Below are 15,872 nucleotides of genomic sequence, written 5' to 3'. Positions count from 1 at the left end.
TCTCGCAGAAGTTCCGGATCAAGAGAGGCGGGCGCGGGCTCGCCCAACTCCACATCAGTGCCGCATTGAGGGGTTTTGGCGGCGGCGCGCGTCTCTTGACGTTTGATGTGCGGCGATGCCGCCACGGGAGTTCCACTTGTCTGCCGTTCAAGTCCCTCTGTCGCCACCACGTCGCGGTCGTCGTCCCGATCCCGTGGTTCTTCATCCTGTTCCTCTTTGGGAGGTCACCGCCGATCCTGGGGACTTTCACCACGCCCTTGATGTTCAGATGCGGCGTCACGGCGACACGACCTATCGGCTCAGAAAGGCGATCCTCGCCTGCGGCTTAGAGATCGATCCCCATGCGATCACCGCGTGGCGAACAGGGGCCAAGACTCCGCAGACGCCGAATAGCCTCGCGGTGCTGGCGGCAATTGAGCGCCGCTATCGGCTTGATCCCGGATACTTCGACCGGCGCATGGGGCGGTGGCGGGCGTTGGTCGGCCATGCCCCAAAGCATGTTGGCTCGGCAGAATCTCGGCGCCTTGCCTGGCATTTGCCGGATGATTTTCAGGCCCGTAGTCCTTTGGAACAGGCCAAGATCCTCGATTGGGTTCGGACGCGCGTTTTGAGCGGGGGGACCGAGTTCCGTCGCTACCAGTCCGAAATGTCCCGTCACAAGTTCGGGCTCCGGTTCGATGGAAACGGCCCTTGCTGGCTTCAGGCACCCGCACGATTGAAGACGGAGATGGCGGACCTCGTCCGCTTTAAATCTAACACCCTGACCGAAATCGGCTCAGAGCGGTCCGGCGTTTGGGGCGAGGCGACGGCGGTTCAGCGAACAGAGCATCTCGCCTTGATGCTGGGGGCGCTGGCCGCTCCCGTAGACGGTCCGGTCAAAGGCTTCGGATTGGCGCGTGGACGCCTCACACTTGGGCTTCTTGTTTTCCCGACTGTTTGGGATTGGTACGTCCAGTGGCGAGAGCAGAGGAGGGGCTTTTTCGCGGGATGGGAGGCTGAGATGCTTCTGCTCGGCGCGGCGTTCACCCGCGAGCGGACTGGATGGATCCGACAGCGACCGTCGTTGATTGAGGCCGTCGAGCCGATCGAAGGCCTCATCACATCGGGAGATGTGGAACGCGCCCAAGCCGATTGGCCGGCCGCTTGCGAAAGAGCACACCGCCACACACTCGCGCGATACAAGGAGATCTCTAGAGTTGCGCGGATACATCGGGATCCCTTCGAGCCCATCCTACCCATCTTAGAGGCGCAATCTCCCGTCGGCGAGTACCGAAAGATCGCTGAAGAAATTCTCGCGAGAGTTCCGGACCGTCGCCGGCACCCGAGGCAGGCGGCGGAGGCCATCCGGTCGTTCCTGATGATCCGCTTCGGTCTTCACCTCGGTCTTCGGCAGAAGAACCTTCGAGAGTTGCTGGTCTGTCTCGGGGGCGCCAAACCCCGAAGCGAGCGCGAATTGGAGCGGCGAAAGCGCGGCGAACTCCGCTGGTCGGAGCGTGATGATGGATGGGAGGTTTTCATCCCTTACGTCGCTTTCAAGAATGCTGGCTCAGCGTATTTTTCGAAGCGGCCCTATCGTCTCGTCCTCCCCGACCTGGGTGGCCTTTACGGTTGGATCGAGGACTACCTCGCCAACCATCGTCCCGCGCTTCTCAAAGGCGCCGCCGACCCCGAAACCTTTTTCGTCAAAACGGTCAAAGTCACCAGCCGCAGCGCAGAGTTTAGCCAGTCAGGGTTCTATGAGGCCTGGCGGATCACGATCCAACGCTATGGGATCTTCAACCCTTGGACCGAGAGAGGGGCGATCAGTGGGCTTCTTTCACACGGTCCGCACAGCGTGCGTGATGTCCTCGCGACCCACGTGCTCAAGTTGACGGGTTCGTACGAGCAGGCGAGCTACGCCATCCAGGACACACCTGCGACGGTCGCTGCCCACTACGGTCGCTTCCTGCCGCAGGATAAAGCTGCGCTTGCGGCAAAGCTTCTCAATGAGGTCTGGGCCGCGTGAGTCGAAGCAATCGTCGGTCTGCGCGGCTCCGACGACGTGAGTGAAAATCCCGCCGGAGCCCAACGCGACGTGTTCTATCAACTGAAAGACCGTGGTGTCCTTTTGGGTCACGTTCTGGTGCCGTTTCGGCGGCGCCACGCGTAGCAGGTTACAGTGCTGCCGATCAGGGCGGCACCTTCGTCACGAAACAGGTGTGGCGGATCTGGTGGGTTAGCTCCGCCGCCGCCGTCCGAACAGACTAGATGCCTTCCTCGCCCGGCCACTCCGCGCCAAGGGCGATCGTGCGGGCGCCTGTGTCGATGTCGAGACCGTTGAAGCCCTTCGTGACCGCGAGTGTCGCCGTTAACACAGCCTCCTCCAGTCCCTCGGTCCAGAGATCCGGCCGCATCGTCACGACATAGTAGGCCGGAGCCTTTGAATCGCACCAGATCGACAAGATCCGAGGGCGGACCCGGCCGGGAACCGCGTCGACGATCTGCATCATCGTCTCTAGCTCTCGCGCGATCGACCATCGGCTGGCGACCTCCACGCCCCGGTGAAGGATCGACGGTTCGGGGGCGCGAGGTCCGGCCTCAGCGCGGTCGAGCGCATATTGTCGCTCAAGTGCCGCGGCAAGTTCGGGCGACATTTCGAACGTCTCGATGCCGGGCAAGGTGGGCAGGGGTGGGCGGCCAAATTCGCCGCGAACCTGGGCCTCACCCAGTCCGCATTTGGGCGGTGTGTCGGCGTCGGCGACCTGGCCCGTCCCGCCGATCAGCGTAGCCAAGGCGATGACATCGACCCCGCCCGCAGTCGGCGCGTTCAGATAGAGTTCAGTCCCCCGGCCCAGCAGGCTCGGCCCCGGCGCCCGAACGGTACGCCAGCCATGGTTTTGCGCCCAGGCTGCACGCTCGCGTCGATGGCTCTCGAGCCGACCGGGATAAGGCTCTTCGGTGAGGACATAGCTGCCAGTCTCGGGATGATACCACCCCTTGTCATGATCCGTCCCAGGCGGGCGGTTTGCCCACCGACCGCCCGGGTAACGACGTAGGCTTTCCGTGGGTTTGAGGCCGGTCGCTGCCATGAACTGCAGGGTTCGACCCAACCGTTCGATCGCGAGCAACGCCTCCTCGGCATCAGGCGAGTCGCCGAAGCCGACGAGCGTGTTCAGCCCTCTCAGCTTGCAGCCGCCGAGATAGCCGGCGAGTTGATGCGGCTTGACGAGGTCTCCGAGCGCAACCGTCAATGTGACGGTCCGCGTGAGCGTGCCCCCGGTGCCTGTGGAGGGGCTCCGCCAGGTCTCTACAATCGTGACGACGTGCCCCGCGGGGCCGGGTTTTGAGGGAGGGGCGAACCACTGCGTCGCCGCATGGAAGTCTCCGAATCCTGCTGTCCTCGCGATCCGTTCGAGCGCTGCGCTATGTGTGAGGCCGCTCTCGCGCTTCAGCTTGATTGCAGCTCGCTTGAGGCTTTTCAGGGTGGGATAGTGGGTAGTCATGACCTTCTCCGATGGCCATGAAAGAAGCGTCGCCCGCTAACGCTTCCCATGGCCACGAAAAGGGCATGGTGCAGCAACGTCTAAGACAGTGCGGTTAAGCTTCGCCACGCGGGCGGCGAACTCCTGCCGAGAGCGAAGCGAATTTACCGAGTCGCCGGCCCGACGCAAGATCGATGCGTCCGATCCCGACGGGCCGCGCTACTTTAGGCGGCAGCACCACGTGCCTGCGACCGAGTACCGGAGTCCGAAAGGGACATGCGCACGGACATCACTTGACCGTCGCCGCCGCTGGCCCGCTTCTCCGCCCATTCCACTTGCTGGGAAATGAAGAGGCGGTGATCCTCGGCGCGTCCGGGCATGATCGCGCCGCGAAGCGTGCGCGACTCTCGCACTTCAAGCATGATCGTCATGTCCTCTTGGCGGACCCCGGCCACAGTTCGTTCAACCACGGCGATGAAGGCGTGATCGGCCAGTTCGTAGCAGAGCGGCATGATCAGGCGCCGGGTGTTGCCAATGTCGTGCAGCGGCGGGCCACTCATCTTGATTGTCATGTCGCCCGGCGCACCGTCGAGATGCTGCGAAAACTCAAGCATCTCGTCCAGCTCATCGACCAGTTCGCCGAGCGAAATCTCGAGGCTGGGCGGCACGCGCTCCATTGGCGCGATCGACATCAGCGTGGCGAAGGCGCGCTGCACATCTGCCCAGAACGGCGCTCTTTCTGGCTCCGCCTCGTTCAGCGTCATGTTGGCGACGGTCAGGCAGCGACCGTCGGCCCAGATCTCCAATTCTAGGTCGCCTTCATCCGCCCAACTGCGAAAGGCGAGTTGGCGGCTGAGCTCGGCGATCGGCTGGCGCCGTTCAATCGGCATCGACCAGTTGAAATTAGCCGTGCCATCGGGTTGCAGCAGGATTTCGATCGCGCCAGCGAGGATACGCATCCGCTGATGTTCCCTCGCCAGGTCCGGGATGCCGGGGACGAGGATCTGTCCCGGCCAGGACACTTCCTCGTTGCTGCTGGTCCTGCGCAAGGTGACTAAGCAGGTCTTCGATGATTGAGGCGTGACCGACAGCGTCGCCGGACCTTTGAGCGTGCGGCTGAAGGGAATGCCGAAGCGCTGATCGACGATCTTGAAACCGTCGAGCGGGATGCTGTCGCGGATACCCAGCATCAGGTCGACTAGCTCGGATTCAGTCACGCCCTCCGCCAGAGTGATCGATCCGGTCGCTGCCGGACCGTCCTCATAACCGAGTCCCGCGGCAACCTGCTTCTTCTGTTGGCCGTAAGCCGGTCCGATCGTGCGGAGGGTGGACAGGATGTCGTCCAGCGGATTGCCGGAGCATTTCTCGGCGGCATTAAAACGCAACGGCAACCTGACCCTGTTCAACTTCTTTCCTGTGACATGGGCTTGGCGGCTCGCGCGAAGTGTCTCTGCCATCAAGGGCTTCCAGACGTGATGGAGATAGGCGGCGTAGGGCCTCGTTGCGCCGGCCCGGTAAGCGAAGAACATCACGAACCACGCATCCGCGCCTTCGCAGTAACGCAGCGCATTGGAGAGTTTGAGCTCCGTCTCTCGCGGCTCCCGGGTCGAGTGTTTGACCTGCACGAAGACCTTTTGCGGCGCTGGGCGTAGGTCATGCGGCGTGTCCGGGTCATCCATGGGCTGGAACTCAACGAGATAGTCCCAGCCGGTCTGGTCGTCCGAAACCCGGTTACAGATCGCGCCGACTGCGTGGCAATGATCTTCGAAGGCGGTCTCGGCGAGCTTGGAATAGCGGGGTGCAGAAGCGTTGGCTGACATCAGGCTGACCTTCACACGACCGGAGATGTTCACATAGTGTTCCCTGCTCGGCAAGCCAACCGTCGCCGAAGGCGAGGATATTCCAGGAGCAGTCGTCATGGGTCGGCGAGGTGCCCTCTGAGTCTTGCGCCCGTCCGAACAAGCGGCGCGAGCCTCGGTCGCCGCCCCGGCCACGGCGGCATGATGTGACCGATGGATCGCCTGAACTGCTGCGGCATGGCACCGTGGCGGGTGGCGGTCGAAGATGCCGACCACGGACTTCAATAGTTTTACATCCGAGTTCTAAGGTATTGACTTTGCGTGGTTTAATATCTGAGGGTTTTCCAGTCTAAGTGTCGGAATTGTCGTCGGAAATTTCAGATTTTGGTACCGTCATTCTAGGTTCGAGTCCTAGTTCCCCAGCCATCCGCCGCCCCCACGAAGGGGCGGGCAAAGTCTCCCTCGATAATATCCATAAGAAGAATTGACCCAGGTCAGGGCTTTCGTTCGGCTGTCGTGGTTCTTAGCTAGGCCATAGGTTCTAAGCCGAGGAGAATGATCATGGTCACCGCCCGCGAAAAGCGCCTGGCGCCGTTGAGAACGCCCACCAGCCTGTCCGAGGACGCCACGCGGGACATTTCCGCCGCTTTGACAGGGCTGTTGGCCGATGTGTTCGCCATCTACCTGAAGACCAAGAATTTCCACTGGCATGTGTCGGGTCCGCACTTCCGCGACTATCATCTGCTGCTGGACGAACAGTCGGCTGAGCTGTTCGCCATGACTGATCCGATCGCCGAGCGGGCGCGCAAGATCGGCGGGACCACGCTGCGGTCGATCGGCCAGATCGCCAAGGAGTCGCGGGTGAGCGACAACGACGCAGACTATGTTGATCCGCTGGACATGCTGGCCGAGCTTCGTGATGACAATAATGACCTGGTCGGGCGCATGCGCGAGGTCCACGACCTCTGCGACGAGCATGGCGACATCGCCACCGCCAGCCTGCTGGAGAACTGGGCGGACGAGACCGAGCGTCGCGTCTGGTTCCTGTTTGAAACCGGCCGTCGCGGCAACGGCTGATCGCGCAACCCTCTCGCTTGCCAAGACTTATGGATCGGGAATAACCGGTCGACAGGGACGGCGAGGGAGAGGGCGGCGATGCGAATCGCAAACATGGGTTGTCTGGCCCTGCTGGGCGCCGTCGTGATGGCGGCGCCGGCGCAGGCGGGGGTGTCGGACGCGTTCGGCAACACCATCATTTCCCACTATCCGCGCGGCGAGTGGGTGAAACACTATTTCGAGCCGGACGGAACCTATGCCGCCGCCTGGTCTGACGGACGGCGGCTGTCAGGGCGCTGGGTCATTGAGGGGCAGAAGGTCTGCCTGATCGAATTGCGGCCGCGCCAGCTGATTTCGCGATTCTGCACGCCGATGGTTCAGGCCTCGGTCGGCGACATCTGGCCGTCGCGTGACCCGCTGGGCCGGTCTGTCCGCAACGAACTGGTCGCCGGTCGGCGCTAGACGCCTAAAAGACGCGGTGCAGAACCGCCGTGTCGGCGGCGCAGCGCAGCACATCATTGATGCGGGCGCCGTCCAGGCGGGCCGAAAGGGCCAGGCCGCTGCAACTGATGTCCGCCTGGCGCCGGGCCTCGGCCAGCAGGGCGTCCGCCGTCGTGGTGGGATCGAAAAGGTCAAAGGCCGCCAGACCATCGATCACGAACAGTCTTTCTCCACCGCCGTTGACGACGATGGAATATTGCAGGATCGCCCGCACCGTTCGATTTGAGAAGGCGCCGATGACCCCAGCCTGATCCGCAGCGGCGGCTGTGATGCTGCGCCACGCATCGGGCGTCAGCGCCGGGTCGCTGAGTTGTGCCAGGGCGAATGAGTCATCAGCGTCGTGGACGTCCAGACGGCGGATTTGCAGGTTGCTCATGCCGCCACCTTGAGGCGTCGGGCGCGAGGACGCATTGATCTCAATCAAGCGGAGCCGTTGCACTGAAGGTTGCGACAACCTACCCTTGCGCCCTAAGCGAGGCTGAAATGCTGGAACTCCGCTCACTGCCGACCGACTGCGCCGCCCGCCGGAGCGATTCCGTCTGCGCCACCTGCGGCGCGCGGGCCTTCAGCGTGTGCAGCAGTCTGGGCGTCGACGATCTGGCGGGGCTGGATGCGATCGCCGAGCGGGTGTCGCTGAAGTCCGGTGAGGCGTTGATTCGCCAGGGCGAGTCTGCGGTTCACCTGTTCAACATCACCTCGGGCTCGGTGCGGGTCTATAAGCTGCTGCCGGATGGGCGGCGCCAGATCACAGGCTTCCTGTTCGCCGGTGATTTCGTCGGTCTGGCGACGGGGCAGGACTATGCGTTTTCCGCCGAGGCCATCGAAGACGCGACCCTGTGCCGGTTCAGGAAGGCCGATTACCGCGCCCTGATCCGTGAGCGGCCTGCGCTGGAGACGGCGCTGCTGGAGCGGGCGACGCACGAGTTGGCGGCGGCGCAGAACCAGATGCTGCTGCTGGGGCGCAAGACGGCGCAGGAACGGATCGCCTCCTTCCTGCTGGATCTGCCCGAACGCGATCCGATCCGTCCGACCGAGGCAGGCCACATCCGCGTGCCAATGACCCGGGCGGAAATGGCCGACTATCTGGGCCTGACCATCGAGACAGTCAGCCGGGGCCTGACCAAGCTGAAGACTGCGGGGGTGATCCGCCTGCTGTCGCTGAATGAGATGCTGGTGGACCGGCCGGAACGCCTGCGGGCCATCGCCGAGGGCGAAGCTTAAACGACAGCTGTCTGACGCTCGGGCGTCACCAGAACACGCCCGTCCTGGGCCATGCCTTCAATCCGCAGACGGGTCTGGCAGATCTGAATCGGCGCCGTGCGGTGGCTGACCAGGATCAGCCCCTGTTTGTTTTCGACCAAGCGGCGCTCCAGGGCCTTGAGCACCTGGGCTTCCGTCGCGGCGTCCAGCCCCTCCGTCGGTTCATCCAGCACCAGCCAGGGCGCCGTGCGCAGATAGGCGCGGGCGAGGCCGAGACGGCGACGTTCGCCGCCGGACAGACGCTCTCCATTCACGCCGACAGGCATATCCAGGCCCAGAGGTTCGGCGCGGATGCGCTCGGCCAGAGCCGCGTCCTCCAGCACGCGCCACAGGGTGTCATCGCCGCCAGGACCCGCCAGCAGCAGGTTGTCGCGCACCGTGCCGTTCAACAGCCGCACGTCCTGGGCGGCGTAGGCGAAGCGGGCGCGACGGGTGGCGGGGCTGAGGGAGGCGATGTCGAGACCGCCCATGACGACCTCTCCGGGGTGAGCGTCGCGCAACCCGATCAGACGTTCGATAAAGGTGGTCTTGCCGGCGCCGGACGGCCCCGATAGGCCCAGTCGATGGGGCGGGCGCAGATTTGCGTTGGCGGCGATGAGGGTCAAGGACGGCGGCGGCGGGCGCGTGCCGTCATGCGGCAGAACCTGGGGCGCGGCCTGGTCCAGACGGGCGATGGCTGCCTTCGCTGCGCCGTTCTGGTGCAGGGCGCCCACAAGGCCTGCGGCGGACTCCATGCCCATGATGGTCGCCAGGGCGGCGAGCGCGGTCAGGGACAGGGGCGCGCCGAGGGTGGCGAAGACCACGACGGCCAGGGCGGCGGCGGTCACGACCGCCTGCGACACCGTCATCCAGCCTGCCGATGTCGTCAGGGCGATCTGTGCGCTGTCATGCCTATCGGCGGCGCTGGCGGCCTGCTGCACGGCCCAGTCATTGAGGTCGTAGGCTTTCAGCTCAGGCGCCACGGCTTCGAGCGCGGCGAGGCGGTCCTTCAAGGCGCCCACGGCGATCTGGGCCTCCTTGCCTGCGGGATCAGACAGGCGACGCGCGATGACCATGACGCCAAGGCAGGACACTGTCATGGCGGCGAGCAGCAATCCTCCTGCGAGGGGTGACGCCAGACCAGCCAGCAGGGCGCTGGACGCAGCGCCTGCGCCCAGGGCCCAGGGTGCGGACTTGCGCACGAACAGGGTCTGGACAGCGTCCACATCCTGCACCAGGCGGGCAGAGGCTTCGCCGGATGACAGACTAAGCGCGCGTTCGGGCGGGGCCGAGGCCAGGGCGTCGAACAGCTGTGGACGCAAGCGGGCCAGCGCCTTCAACGCCGCCTCATGTCCCGCAACCCGCTCGATATAGCGCGCGCCGGTGCGCAGGATGGCCAGCAGGCGGATGATGGCGCTGGGCATCATGTAGTTGAAGGCCTGGACCGCAGCCATTCCCGCCATACCCGCCAGGGCGGCGCCGGTGATGAACCAGCCGGACAGGCCCAGCAGGCAAACGGCGGCGACGGAGACGACGGCGCCGGCCGCGGCGGCGATCTGCAGGCGTTGGCGCTGGGCGTGGGCCTGGGCGGCGATCAGGCCAGCGATGCGATTCGGATCGTGCATCACAGTTGCACCACGCGGTCGGCAAGGGCCGCAATGGCGGCGGAGTGGGTGGCGATCAGGGTGGTGCGGCCCGCGGCGGCCTCGCGGATCAGGTCCAGCATGGCCTGTTCAGAGGCTGGGTCGAGATTGGCCGTGGGTTCGTCCAGCAACAGGATCGGGGCGCGTTTCAGCAGGGCGCGCGACAGGCCCAGACGGCGGCGCTCGCCCCCGGACAGGCCGCCACCCCGCTCGTCGATCAGGCGGTCTAGATCTCCGTGCAGGCCGGCGCGGCTGGCGGCGGCCAGAATGCGGGTGACGCAGGCCGATGGATCGGCGATGGCTATGTTTTCGTGCAGCGTGCCGGGAATGACCACCGGGTTCTGGCTGGCCCAGGCGACCTGACCGGCGAAACCGCCTGTCTGGCTGAGCGATGCGCCGTCGATCTCGACATCGCCCCCGGACAGGGGCGCAAGGCCGAGCAGCAGGTGCAGCAGACTGGACTTGCCTGCACCGCTGGCGCCGACCAGGGCGACGATCTGTCCGGGGCGGATCTCCAGATTGAAGTCGGCGACGACCGGGGCGGGGCCATAGGCGATGGTCACGTCGCGGAACCGAATGGCGCGTGGGGCGGCGCCTAACTGAACCGGGCGGACCGGCTGTGTTTCTATGACGACCAGAGAGGGCGCTGCGGCTTCGGCGGCCTGACGATCATGATAGGCGGCGGCGAGGCGGCGCAGCGGCTGATAGACCTCCGGCGCCAGGGCCAGGACGAAGAAGGCGCGCGACAGGTCCAGCGTCTCGGGAACCGGGAAAGGCAGCAGCTTCAGCAGGTTGAAGCCGCAATAGACGGCGATCAGCGCCACCGACAGGGCCGAAAAGAACTCCAACACGCCGGATGAGAGGAAGGCGATGCGCATGACGCGGGCGGTGCGCTTCTCCAGCTCGTCCGAGGCGGCGGCGATCTCGGTCGTGGTGCGGCCTACGGCGTCGAAGGCTAGAATGGCGGGCAGGACGCGGACGCGGTCGATGAACAGGCCCGACAGCCGGTCCAGCGCCTGAAACTGGCGACGGCTCTCGCCCGCTGCTGCAGTTCCGGCCAGAGCCATGCCCGCGATGAAGGGAAACAGCGTGAACAGCAGCACGCCCGCCGCAACAGGGCTCGCGAAAGCGGCGGCGGCGATGATCAGCAGGGGCGACAGGCCCGCCGCCATGCGCAGGGGCGCGAAACGGGAGAAATAGCCGTCCAGCGCGCCGACACCCTCGACGAGGGCGGTCAGACGGTCGTTGGAGCGCCCGCCGCGCCCGAACAGGTCGGTCAGCAGGCTGCGGCGCACGTCGGTCTTGACCGCGCGGCCCAGCCGGGCGCCGACCACCGTGGCCGCCTGACCGATCAGACCGCGCACGATCAGGCTGATCACCGCCAGCACCAACCAGGGTGCGGCGGCGCCAGGCGTGGCGAAGTTGGAGATCGTCATGGCCAGACCAGCGGCGAAGCCGATGGCGGGGACCACGTCGGCGATGGTCAGCAGCCCCGCCAGCACGGTCAGCCGCCGCCACGGCGCGCCAGCCTGTTTCAGCCAGACGCCGGGGGGAACGGCGGCAGGGGGGACGGGGGGCGACGCGGCGGTCATACACGAAACTCCAGCACGCCGGCATCGCCGCGCGCCATTGGACAAAACACCGTTGGACCGAACGTCCAAGGGCGAACCGTCCAGTAGATGAGGCCGCCGCCGGGGGCTTTGATCGAGATCAAGGCGCGCGCCCCGCCGAATCTCTAGGGCGAAGGAAACGTCGGTCGTCGTGGCCGGCCCCTCGGAGCATAGCCATGATCGACCTTGCGGTCGTCGACCTGTCCAGGCTGCAGTTCGCGCTGACAGCCCTTTACCACTTCCTGTTCGTGCCCCTGACGCTGGGGCTGTCCTTCATGCTGGTCATCATGGAGTCGATCTATGTCATGACCCGCCGTCCGATCTGGCGGACGATCACCCGTTTCTGGGGCGTGCTGTTCGGCATCAACTTCGTGCTGGGCGTCGCGACCGGCATCACCATGGAGTTCCAGTTCGGCATGAACTGGAGCTACTACAGCCATTATGTCGGCGACATCTTCGGTGCGCCGCTGGCCATCGAAGGGCTGATGGCCTTCTTCCTTGAGGCGACCTTCGTCGGGCTGATGTTCTTCGGCTGGGACAAGCTGAAGCCCCACGCCCACTTGTTCGTCACCTTCATGGTCGCCCTGGGCACCAATCTGTCGGCCCTGTGGATCCTGATCGCCAACGGCTGGATGCAGAACCCGGTCGGCGCCGCCTTCAATCCGGACACCATGCGGATGGAGGTCACGGACTTTATGGCCGTGCTGTTCAATCCGGTGGCGCAGGCCAAGTTCGTTCACACCGTCAGCGCCGGCTACGTCTGCGCCTCGGTCTTCGTTCTGGGCGTGTCGGCCTTCTATCTGCTGCGCGGCAAGCATGTCGGCTTCGCCAAGCGGTCGATGACCGTGGCCTCGGCCTTTGGTCTGGCGGCGTCGCTGTCGGTCGTCGTGCTGGGTGACCAGTCCGGCTATGCCCTGACCGACAACCAGAAGATGAAGCTGGCCGCCTTGGAGGCCATGTGGCACACCGAGCCCGCGCCTGCTGGCCTGACCCTGATCGGCATTCCCAGCATGAAGGACCGCGAGACCCACTATGGCGTCCATGTGCCGTGGGTCATGGGTCTGATCGCCACCCGCACCATCGACAAGCCGGTCGAAGGCATCTTCGAACTGGTGGCGACGGCGGAGGACCGCATCGAATCCGGCGTGATCGCCTTTGACGCCCTGGAGAAGATCAAGGCCGATCCGGCCGACATGGCCGCGCGCGCTGTGTTCGAAACCCACCGCCGCGACCTGGGCTACGCCCTGCTGCTGAAGCGCCACGTGGCTGATCCGCGTCAGGCCTCGCCCGAACTGATCAAGCAGACCGCGTGGGACACGGTGCCGAACGTGCCGGCTCTGTTCTGGAGCTTCCGCATCATGGCGGGCGTGGGCATGTTCATGATCGCCCTGTTCGGCACGGCCTTTGTTCTGTGCACCCTGCGCAAGCATCATACGAAATGGTTCCTGCGGGTCGCGGTGCTGGCCATTCCGCTGCCCTGGATCGCCATCGAGTTCGGGTGGATCCTGGCCGAGTTCGGGCGCCAGCCCTGGGCGGTGGACGGCGTGCTTCCGACCTTCCTGGGCGCGTCTTCGCTGACTGTGCCGCAGCTGTGGGCGACGATCATCGGCTTCACCCTGCTGTACGGATCGCTGGCCGTCGTCGAGGTCCGCCTGATCCTGCACACCATCAAGAAGGGCCCGTTCCACGAACAGGAGACGTTCGGCGAACCCAGCCCCGAAGCCCCGCTTGAGCGCCCCGCCGCGCCGGCCGTGGCCTGACACAGACCTTGTAAGGATATCCGACAATGGATCTTCCCCTCGACTTCGCCACGCTTCGCCTGATCTGGTGGGGACTGCTGGGCGTGCTGCTGATCGCCTTCGCCCTGACCGACGGTTTCGACCTGGGCGTCGGCGCCCTGCTGCCCTTCGTCGCCAGGACGGATGAGGAGCGCCGCATGGTGATCAACACCGTCGGCGCCACCTGGGAGGGCAACCAGGTGTGGTTCATCCTGGGCGGCGGCGCGATCTTCGCCGCCTGGCCCTTCGTGTACGCCGTCAGCTTCTCCGGCTTCTACCTGGCCATGTTCCTGGTGCTGTCGGCGCTGATCCTGCGGCCCGTCTCGTTCAAGTACCGCTCCAAGCGCCCGTCGCCGAAGTGGCGGTCGTTCTGGGACTGGTGCCTGTTTATCGGCGGCTTTGTGCCTGCGCTGGTGTTCGGGGTTGCGGTCGGCAACGTCCTGCTGGGCGCGCCCTTCCATCTGGATGGCGATCTGCGTTCCTTCTACGACGGCAGCCTGCTGGGCCTGTTCACGCCCTTCAGCCTGATCGCAGGCCTGTTGTCGGCGGCCATGCTGGTGCTGCACGGCGCGGCCTGGTTGTCGGTCAAGGCCGAGAAGGGGCCGGTGCTGGATCGCGCCCGTCTGTTCGGCACCGTCGCTGGCGTTCTGGCCCTTGTGCTGTTCGCGGCGGGCGGTCTGTATGTCGCCTATGGCGGTCTGGGCTACCGGATCACGGGCGCGCTGGACATCAACGGCTTCTCCAACCCGCTGCGTACAACGGTTGAAGCGGCGCCGGGTGCCTGGCTGGACAACTACGGTCGCTATCCGTGGATGCTGATCGCACCCGCTCTGGGCTTCCTGGGGGCTCTGGCCGGTCTGATCGGCATGTGGCGTCGGTCTGCGCCTCTGGCGTTCGGTGGATCGTCCCTGTCGACCGTGGGCATCATCTCCACAGCCGGCCTGTCGATGTTCCCGTTCATTCTGCCCAGCTCGATTGACCCGCAGTCCAGCCTGACGGTGTGGAACGCCTCGTCCAGCCACCTGACCCTGTTCATCATGCTGATCGTGACGGTGATCTTCCTGCCGCTGATCCTGATCTACACCACCTGGGTTTACCGCGTGCTGTGGGGGCGGACCTCGACCGCCGCCCTCAAGACCAACCCCGACCTCTACTGAGCCATAGGAGCCAAAAGCGATGTGGTATTTCTCCTGGATTCTGGGCCTTGGACTTGCGGTCGGCTTCGGCGTGCTGAACGGCCTGTGGCACGAGTTCCACCTGTTCGACGAAGGCGACGCGGGCCTGTCGACCCCGGATGCGTCGAAAGAGGGCGATGTCCCTCTGTAGCGTCCCCGTGCTGACGACGCGTGAGCTGATCGAACGCTATGATGCTCACGCGCCGCGCTACACCTCCTATCCGACGGCGGCGCAGTTCACGCCCGCTGTCGGTGCGGGCGACTGGGCGGGCTGGCTGAGCAGTGCGCCGCTGGACCAGCCCGTGTCGCTGTATCTGCACATCCCGTTCTGCAAGCGGCTGTGCTGGTACTGCGGGTGCAACACCCGGGCGATGAACCGGGCGGGCGTGATCTCCGGCTATGTCGATCTGCTGCTGGCAGAGGCCGACCTGGTGCTGGCGAAGATCGGTCGGCCGGTGAGCGTCGGGTCGATCCACCTGGGCGGCGGCACGCCCAATATGCTGTCGCCCGATGATCTGGAGTGGCTGTTCGACGGCCTGTCGGCGCGGTTCGATCTGAGCGACTGTTCGGAAATCGCGGCCGAACTGGACCCGGAGGTCCTGACGCCGGAATGGATCGAGGCGGCAGGGCGGATCGGTCTGACCCGCGCCAGCCTGGGCGTGCAGGACCTGTCGCTCCGCGTGCAGGCGGCGGTCAACCGGCCCGAGTCTTTTGATACGATCCGTGCGGCGGCAGAGGGGCTGAGGGCGCAGGGCGTGACCTCGCTGAACCTGGACCTGATGTATGGACTGCCGCTGCAGACGACGGCGGACGTGGTCGCCACGCTGGAACAGGTGACGACGCTGAGGCCCGAGCGGATCGCCCTGTTCGGCTATGCCCATGTGCCGTGGATGAAGCCGCATCAGAAGCTGATCAACGACGCCGATTTGCCCGACGCCGAAACCCGGTTCGAACAGAGCCAGACTGCGGCGCATTATCTGGCCTGCAACGGCTGGCGTCCGATCGGTCTGGACCATTTCGCCCTGCCGCATGACACCATGGCCCAGGCCCATCGGGCGGGGCGGCTGCGTCGCAACTTCCAGGGCTATACGACCGACGAGGCCCCGGTGCTGATCGGGCTGGGCGCCTCATCGATCAGCCGCACGCCGCGCGGCTTCGTCCAGAACCACGCCAAGGAGCGGGACTGGCGGATGGCGGTTGAGGCGGGCGAATTGCCCTTGGCGCGCGGGGTCGAACTGACGCCGCGGGACGCTTTCGTCGGCGAGATCATCGAACGGCTGATGTGCGACTTCGTCGTCGATGTGGCTGCGGTCGCTGGGCGTCATCGGCGCGACCTGGACGAGGTCGCAGGGGCCTGGCCGCTGTTGGACCGCTTCGTCCGTGACCGCCTGATCGGGGTTCAGGACAATCTGGTGACGGTGACGCCGTTGGGACGGCCCTTCGTGCGCGCCGTCTGTGCAGTCTTTGATCCCAATGCGGTCGGCCTGCAGCAGAAGCATGGGCGGGTGGTCTGAGGGGACAGATTGTCCAACCCCGTCGATGATTGCGCTGGATCAAAGTCGGAGTGGGCGAGGTGGCGCATCACCCTGTCCGACGCCTGAGACACCGGC

The 15,872-nt window shown here is 65.3% G+C and carries 13 protein-coding genes; 8 read left to right on the top strand and 5 right to left on the bottom strand.

Features of this window, described 5'->3' with window-relative positions:
- Positions 1–136 precede the first annotated feature (136 nt).
- On the top strand, positions 137–2,005 hold the full coding sequence (locus tag KWG56_RS18730) for a hypothetical protein (RefSeq protein WP_244999661.1): 1,869 nt from the start codon (positions 137–139) through the stop codon (positions 2,003–2,005).
- Between the two features lie 238 nt (positions 2,006–2,243).
- Here the strand turns inward: KWG56_RS18730 and KWG56_RS05530 are convergent, their stop codons facing one another.
- Together KWG56_RS05530 and KWG56_RS05525 are read right to left on the bottom strand one after the other, a co-directional pair.
- Positions 2,244–3,482 carry a hypothetical protein gene (locus KWG56_RS05530; RefSeq protein WP_219354016.1) on the bottom strand — a complete coding sequence of 413 codons (1,239 nt, stop codon included), beginning with the start codon at positions 3,480–3,482 and terminating at the stop codon, positions 2,244–2,246.
- A 203-nt stretch (positions 3,483–3,685) separates the two neighbouring features.
- On the bottom strand, positions 3,686–5,314 hold the full coding sequence (locus tag KWG56_RS05525; RefSeq protein WP_219354015.1) for a hypothetical protein: 1,629 nt from the start codon (positions 5,312–5,314) through the stop codon (positions 3,686–3,688).
- A 507-nt stretch (positions 5,315–5,821) separates the two neighbouring features.
- Between KWG56_RS05525 and KWG56_RS05520 the strand changes: the two genes are divergently transcribed.
- Entirely contained in the window at positions 5,822–6,337 is a 516-nt protein-coding gene (locus KWG56_RS05520; RefSeq protein WP_244999660.1) for a Dps family protein, read from the top strand.
- A 78-nt stretch (positions 6,338–6,415) separates the two neighbouring features.
- Positions 6,416–6,778, top strand: coding sequence for a hypothetical protein (locus KWG56_RS05515; protein WP_244999659.1), 363 nt, complete (start codon positions 6,416–6,418; stop codon positions 6,776–6,778).
- Between the two features lie 4 nt (positions 6,779–6,782).
- Here the strand turns inward: KWG56_RS05515 and KWG56_RS05510 are convergent, their stop codons facing one another.
- Entirely contained in the window at positions 6,783–7,193 is a 411-nt protein-coding gene (locus KWG56_RS05510) for a hypothetical protein (RefSeq protein ID WP_219354013.1), read from the bottom strand.
- A gap of 107 nt (positions 7,194–7,300) precedes the next feature.
- Here KWG56_RS05510 and KWG56_RS05505 point away from each other — a divergent pair, with 107 nt between their 5' ends.
- A complete protein-coding gene (locus KWG56_RS05505; protein WP_219354012.1) occupies positions 7,301–8,038 on the top strand; it encodes a cyclic nucleotide-binding domain-containing protein in 738 nt (245 codons plus the stop codon).
- Here KWG56_RS05505 and KWG56_RS05500 read toward each other — a convergent pair.
- Together KWG56_RS05500 and cydD are read right to left on the bottom strand one after the other, a co-directional pair.
- Entirely contained in the window at positions 8,035–9,681 is a 1,647-nt protein-coding gene (locus KWG56_RS05500; protein WP_219354011.1) for an amino acid ABC transporter ATP-binding/permease protein, read from the bottom strand. The genes KWG56_RS05505 and KWG56_RS05500 overlap by 4 nt on opposite strands.
- The gene (gene cydD / locus KWG56_RS05495) at positions 9,681–11,291 is read right to left on the bottom strand and encodes a thiol reductant ABC exporter subunit CydD (protein ID WP_219354010.1); all 1,611 of its coding nucleotides are present in this window, start codon (positions 11,289–11,291) and stop codon (positions 9,681–9,683) included. Before cydD ends, KWG56_RS05500 begins: the two co-directional genes overlap by 1 nt.
- Before the next feature lie 197 nt (positions 11,292–11,488).
- Here cydD and KWG56_RS05490 point away from each other — a divergent pair, with 197 nt between their 5' ends.
- From KWG56_RS05490 to hemN, 4 genes are read left to right on the top strand one after another with little or no spacing between them, the layout of a single operon-like run.
- Complete coding sequence (locus KWG56_RS05490; protein WP_201100984.1) at positions 11,489–13,069, top strand: cytochrome ubiquinol oxidase subunit I; 1,581 nt, start codon at positions 11,489–11,491, stop codon at positions 13,067–13,069.
- 26 nt (positions 13,070–13,095) lie between these two features.
- Positions 13,096–14,244 (top strand): cytochrome d ubiquinol oxidase subunit II, encoded by a 1,149-nt coding sequence (gene cydB / locus KWG56_RS05485; RefSeq protein ID WP_219354009.1) that lies wholly within the window; start codon positions 13,096–13,098, stop codon positions 14,242–14,244.
- A gap of 19 nt (positions 14,245–14,263) precedes the next feature.
- On the top strand, positions 14,264–14,413 hold the full coding sequence (cydX, locus tag KWG56_RS05480) for a cytochrome bd-I oxidase subunit CydX (RefSeq protein WP_017504187.1): 150 nt from the start codon (positions 14,264–14,266) through the stop codon (positions 14,411–14,413).
- Positions 14,400–15,776: an oxygen-independent coproporphyrinogen III oxidase gene (hemN, locus tag KWG56_RS05475; RefSeq protein WP_219354008.1), complete on the top strand. Its 1,377-nt coding sequence runs from the start codon at positions 14,400–14,402 to the stop codon at positions 15,774–15,776. Before cydX ends, hemN begins: the two co-directional genes overlap by 14 nt.
- Positions 15,777–15,872 lie beyond the last annotated feature (96 nt).

The organism is Brevundimonas nasdae, assembly GCF_019395145.1.
Taxonomy (GTDB): domain Bacteria; phylum Pseudomonadota; class Alphaproteobacteria; order Caulobacterales; family Caulobacteraceae; genus Brevundimonas; species Brevundimonas nasdae.
This window is presented reverse-complemented; position numbering and strand designations above follow the sequence as displayed.